This is a genomic window from Streptosporangium sp. NPDC003464 (genome assembly GCF_053588315.1).
Genome location: NZ_JBSFPS010000469.1, coordinates 1 through 3669, shown reverse-complemented (window position 1 = coordinate 3669; position 3669 = coordinate 1). Strand labels below are relative to the sequence as shown.

The 3669-nt window shown below is 70.6% G+C and carries 3 protein-coding genes; 1 reads left to right on the top strand and 2 read right to left on the bottom strand.

The window, feature by feature from the left end; genetic code table 11:
- Nucleotides 1-262: 262 nt before the first annotated feature.
- Nucleotides 263-997 (top strand): helix-turn-helix domain-containing protein, encoded by a 735-nt coding sequence (locus tag ACWDS7_RS47310; RefSeq protein WP_451934652.1) that lies wholly within the window; start codon nt 263-265, stop codon nt 995-997.
- Between the two features lie 36 nt (nt 998-1033).
- Here the strand turns inward: ACWDS7_RS47310 and ACWDS7_RS47305 are convergent, their stop codons facing one another.
- Together ACWDS7_RS47305 and ACWDS7_RS47300 are read right to left on the bottom strand one after the other, a co-directional pair.
- The gene (locus ACWDS7_RS47305; protein WP_451934651.1) at nt 1034-1540 is read right to left on the bottom strand and encodes an SRPBCC domain-containing protein; all 507 of its coding nucleotides are present in this window, start codon (nt 1538-1540) and stop codon (nt 1034-1036) included.
- 191 nt (nt 1541-1731) lie between these two features.
- Nucleotides 1732-3555: an alpha/beta hydrolase gene (locus ACWDS7_RS47300; RefSeq protein ID WP_451934650.1), complete on the bottom strand. Its 1824-nt coding sequence runs from the start codon at nt 3553-3555 to the stop codon at nt 1732-1734.
- Nucleotides 3556-3669 lie beyond the last annotated feature (114 nt).

Below are 3669 nucleotides of genomic sequence, written 5' to 3'. Positions count from 1 at the left end.
GATGGCGGAGATGGGGGTGGGGGTGTCGAACTTCTGCATGGTGGGCTCCGTGCACTCGGTGTTTCTGATGTCGGAAACGCTACGTTGCCTTCACGAATCCTGCAACGACAGCGTTGCGGATAATCGGCATCAATACAGGTAGAGGCCGCAGAATCGTTGCGATGGTTTGGAAATTTAACGCAACAAGATCTCTCTGAGTGTTGCACTGAATTGAGAGTGAACGCTATTGTGGGGGCACCCGAGGAACACGGAGGAGATCACGATGCCGGCAGGCAGACTCACCCAGCAGGACCGCCAGCAGATCGCCCTGGGGCTGGCCGACGGTCTCGCCTACGCCGAGATCGCCCGACGCCTCGACCGCCCCACCTCCACCATCACCCGCGAGGTGATGCGCAACGGCGGCCCCACCTCCTACCGCGCCGACCTGGCCCACCGTGCCACCGAACACCGCGCCCGTCGGCGCAGGCGGGCCGCGCCCCGGGGGGTGGAGGCGCCCCCGCAGGCCCATGGGCGCGACGCCGAGGCGGTGCGTGAGTACGAGGAGGTGTTCGCCACCGTCTTCATGGCCTCGGGCCTGCCCAAGATGACGGCCCGGGCTCTGGCCTGCCTCTACACCACCGACACCGGCAGCCTCACCACGTCCGAGCTCGTCCAGCGCCTCCAGGTCAGCCCGGCGTCCATCTCCAAAGCGGTCACGTTCCTGGAGAGCCAGGGCCTCATCCGCCGCGAACGCGACGAACGCCGCCGCGAGCGCTACGTCGTCGACGACGACGTCATGTACCAATCAACGATGGCCAGTGCCCGCGCCACCGCCCACCTCGGCGAGACCGCACGGCAGGGCGTCGGCATCCTCGGCCCCGACACCCCGGCCGCCGCCCGCCTGGAGAACATCGCCCGCTTCGTCGACTTCATCTCCGAGAGCATCGCCCGCGCCGCGGAGCAGGCCCGCGAGGTCCTCCACACGAAACCCGGAACGACCTCGGACGGCACTGCATGAGTCATGTCCGGATCGCGGATGGACAGCCTCGGCGGGTCAGCGCAGTGCCGCGGACCGCGTGGTCACCTCGGCCTTGAGGGCGGCCAGGTAGCGGTCGTGGCCGGCGCGGAGCTTGTCGGCGCCGAAGAAGAGGGAGACGAGCGGGCCCGCGAGCGATTCCCGCATGGTCACCCGGGTGCGGCCGTCGGGGAGCGCTTCCAGCACCTGCTGGTCGACGGCCTTGTAGCCGAAGACCACGCCGCTCCAGGTGAGTTCGCGCCCGGGGGCGACGACCGCGAACCTTGACCTGATCCTGACCTTGCCGAGCCGCCAGTGGAAGTCGGCGCCGGGGGCCATCTCGCCGAGCTCCAGGACCTCGTAGTCCGGTGCCCAGGCGGGCCAGTTGCGGAGGTCGGTCAGCACCTCCCAGACCTGGGCGGGGGTGGCGTCGATGACGACGCTGGACTCGGAGGTCACCGGGGCCTCGGCGTCGATCCGGTGCCGGGTGGCGTAGTCGGTGTGCAGGACCGCGAGGGAAGGGCCGCGGTAGAACAGCTTGCTCATGATCACTCCTTGGCTTCGAGAGCAATGATCTCCTTTTTGAGCACTGATGTAAAGAGCACTGCTCTCGATTTTGGATAGCGCTCCACAAGGTGCGGCGTGGACCCGGCGGAGAACGTGGCCGGCCTTCCCTACGGCCCTGATGCGTGCCCGCTCCCCGCCCCCGTCGCGGCGCCCCGCCGGGGTCCTCTCCGTCACAGGAAGTAGACGTGCCACCATGCGAGGAATCCCGCGCACACGAGCGCTGCCAGAAGGTGGGCGCCCCGCCCTCCCAGCGGTCTCTTCACGACGGGCCCGTCCGCGTGCGGCGGCCGGAACACCGCCACGACGGTGGCGGCGAGGCTGAGCCAGGCGAGGAGGCCGTACCACCGCAGGACCGAGGGGACTCCCAGCGCCAGCACGGTCTCGTTCTCCGCGATCACCCCGTACACCGCGTCGACCGTCAGCCCCACGAAGGCCAGTCCGGCCAGTCCCGCGACCAGCGTGGGCAGGCGGCGGCGCGGTCGCAGGGCGCCCGCGACGAGCTGGACCAGCACCGTGACCCCCAGCAGTCCGAACGGCAGCAGCGTCCACGGCGCCTGCTGCGCCCGGTAGGGGGCGGAGGTGAGGTGGATCTCCCCCGGCCGGACGACCCGGTAGGCGGCCTGCCCGGGGTCGCAGGGCGGTGCGGCAGCCGGGTCGGAGAGGAAGGCGGCGATGGTCTGCCGGCCGCACCGGCTCGACAGGAACACCGCGTGCCCGACCCCGGCGAACTCGACGAACCGGGCGTCGGGCAGCGCCTCGGCGGCGGGTCTGGCCGTACGGCTCGGCGTGGTCGGGTCGTACTGGCCACCGAGCACCAGGACGGACGCCTTGGTGGTGGCCGCCGTGACGGGCGCGCGGGGCAGCTTCCAGGTGTCGCACACCGTCCGGTCGTGGACCCCGGTGAACAGCCGGGGCCGCGTCTGGGGGAAGGCGTTGTAGGGCGTCTCGTCCTGGCACTGGACCGCGTGATAGAGGCCGAACTCGTGGCTGGCGAGCCCCGGCCCGGCCGCGTCGGCCAGGGGCTGCAGCAGGTCGTGGTGGCCCGCCGCCAGTCCGTCGATCAGGGCGGGCACGATCGGGAGCACCTCGACCGAGTGCATGGCCTCACCGAGAATCGTCGCCGTGTCGTCACCGGTGAGCCGGACGGTGATCGGCCTGTCCGTCAGCGGGTCACGGGTGGTGATGACCGCCGGGCTCCTGTTCAGGTCGGCGACCATCGCCGTGAACCGTCCGCTCAGGTCCGGCCAGCCCTGGCCGGACAGCTCCGCGACCGCCTCGGTCAGATCGCGGGTGGCGTCGTCGTACCAGTTCACCTCGGCGGGGAGGAAGGAGTCCAGCACCACTGAGCGGGTGCCCTCGGGGTCGGCGGCGGCTGCCGCCAGCATCGGCCGGGTCGAGTAGCTCACCCCGAACAGGTTCCATCGCGCGTATCCCAGCGCCCGCCGCAGGTCCACCACATCGGCGGCGATCTCCCCGGTCCGGTAACCCCGTAGGTCCACGCCGAGCCGCTCCCGGCACGCCGCCGCACCGGCGGCGATCACGTCCGTCTCCTCCGCGGCCTGGCCGGTGCTCCTGAGCGTGTCCAGCATCGCGCGGACCGTCTCCGGGCAGTCGAGGCGCGGTTCGGACCACCTGCTGCCACGCTGTTCCAGCGCGATCACGTCGCGGTCCGGGAACATCTCGGCGAGGTAGCCGGTGAGCTGGATCGACGCCGAGGCGGGGCCTCCACTGGTGTAGACGACGGGATCCGGCTTGCGGTCCCCGGCGGTTGAGCGGTGCACGGCGAAGCCCACTTTGGTCTTCGGCCCGTCCGGCAGGTCACGCCGCTCGGGGACCACCAGATACCCACACCGGGTCCCCTCCGGAACCGTCACGGGGCACGGGTGATCCTCCAGCGTCGGCGCGCTCTGCGCGGCGGCGGGGACCGGTACGGCGAACGCCAGGGCGCCGGCGGCGATGAGCGCGGCGAGTCCGGTGGTGTTCCTCAAGGACATGGGGGGTTCCTTCTCGGGAGGCTCAGTCCGATTCCTTATTCGCGGTGGTGTCCGTCTTATGGTCGTTCACGCCCGCCGTGGCGCACTACGTCGAACACCCCACGGCGGACGAGA